General features: G+C 72.1%; 3 protein-coding genes and 1 pseudogene. 3 read left to right on the plus strand and 1 reads right to left on the minus strand.

Features of this window, described 5'->3' with window-relative positions; translation table 11 throughout:
• Window positions 1–184 (minus strand): hypothetical protein (locus J0670_RS37610; RefSeq protein WP_207817266.1); only part of this gene is annotated, 184 nt, incomplete at its 3' end.
• A gap of 182 nt (window positions 185–366) precedes the next feature.
• Between J0670_RS37610 and J0670_RS37615 the strand changes: the two genes are divergently transcribed.
• The 3 genes and pseudogenes from J0670_RS37615 to J0670_RS37625 all read left to right on the plus strand — a co-directional run.
• Window positions 367–675 carry a DUF6191 domain-containing protein gene (locus tag J0670_RS37615; RefSeq protein WP_207817267.1) on the plus strand — a complete coding sequence of 103 codons (309 nt, stop codon included), beginning with the start codon at window positions 367–369 and terminating at the stop codon, window positions 673–675.
• 87 nt (window positions 676–762) lie between these two features.
• Window positions 763–1,353: a DinB family protein gene (locus J0670_RS37620; RefSeq protein WP_207817268.1), complete on the plus strand. Its 591-nt coding sequence runs from the start codon at window positions 763–765 to the stop codon at window positions 1,351–1,353.
• Window positions 1,354–1,374: 21 nt separating this feature from the next.
• Window positions 1,375–1,616: pseudogene (locus J0670_RS37625) on the plus strand (immunity 21 family protein); the annotation flags it as partial.

Below are 1,616 nucleotides of genomic sequence, written 5' to 3' on the forward strand. Positions count from 1 at the left end.
ACACCGCCGCCCCCCGCCGCAGCCCGCCGTCCGGCAGCACCTCCCGCAGCGCGGGCACCACCGGCAGCAGGCCGCGCACCGCCGTCCGCCCGTCCTCGGGCGCGGCGATCGACGCCACCGGCCGCAGCGCGGGGCGGGCGGGCTGCTCGGCGGCGAATTCGAAAATAGATTCGAAAACGGACACAACCCCAGGATCGAACATTCGTTCGCAAAGATTCAAGTCCGTCACCGCCACCCCATTCGTCACGCTCCGTAGCGAATGCCGAGCCCCCGAGGGCTGACGGTCCGACAGCTCCACTCCCCCGGGCCGCGGTACCCGCCTGTAGGCCCGTTCCCAGCGGGCGGGTGCGTGCGGATACTGGGCGCATGGGACTCATCGTCTTCGTCACCCTGCCCGGGCTGGTGGTGCTGCTCACCGTGCTCGCGCTGGTCGACCAGCTGATGCTGCGCGCAGGACGGGCCGGGCTCCTGCCCTGGCGGACCCCGGCCCGCCAGGGACAGATCTCCGCGACCGGGTTCGAGCAGCTGCACGCCACCTTCTCGGCGGGCAAGCAGCACGAGCTCAAGGAACGACAGTCCTCGCTCATGCAGCGGGACGACGACGAGAACGGCGCGCCGCCGAACCGCACCGGGGTGGACCTGGCCAGGGGCACGGCGGTGATCCGGCTCCCCTAACGGATCTTCGGGCCGTGCGCGGCAGTTGACCATGGTTCATTCGTTGAAATCGGTGGACAGGCCTTCCGCGATCAACAGACTGGTCCCATGAACGCAACAGATCCCAAGACCGACCTCCAGATCTACATCCAGGACGCCCGCGACGCCCTGTTGTGGAAGCTCGACGGCCTCTCCGAGTACGACCTCCGGCGCCCGCTCACCCCCACCGGGACCAATCTGCTGGGGCTGGTCAAGCACGTCACCGGGGCCGAGGCGCTGTACTTCGGCGCCGCCTTCGGGCGCCCCTTCCCCGAGCCGACCCCGCTGTGGATCTTCGGCGAGGCCGAGCCGAACGCCGACCTGTGGGCCCGGGCGGACGAGAGCACCGAGGAGATCGTCGGGCGCTACCGGCGGGTGTGGGCACACTCGGACGCCACCATCGAGGCGCTGCCGCTGGACGCGATCGGCCAGATGCCGTTCGGCATTCGCGCGAAGCAGACCCTGCACCGGATACTCGTCCACATGATCGCCGAGACCCACCGGCACACCGGCCACGCCGACCTGGTCCGCGAACTCATCGACGGCGCCGTCGGCCATCGCGCCAGCCGCGCCAACGCCGTCCCCGGCGACGCGGCCTGGCGGCAGGCCCACCACGACCGCGTCGAGCAGGCGGCCCGGGAGGCCGGCGGGCTCGTCTGACCCACCCGGCACGGTGCCCGGATGGATCCGACGGAGTGGATCGACCCCCTGATCGGGCCGCTGACACTGGCCCCCGGGACGGCGCTGGACGCCTGGACCGGGGGCCCCGGCCCGCGCCGTGAGCGGGCCCGCGAGGTCGACGGGCACCTGGGGCTGCTGGACGTCGGCGGGGCGGCGGCGGAACGGCGGCGGAACGGCGGCACTGGTGCTCGGCGGGGAGTCGATGCCGACCGCCTATCTGCCGGAACAGCGGCTGCTGGTGC

It is taken from the genome of Streptomyces sp. FH025 (assembly GCF_017427025.1).
Taxonomy (GTDB): domain Bacteria; phylum Actinomycetota; class Actinomycetes; order Streptomycetales; family Streptomycetaceae; genus Kitasatospora.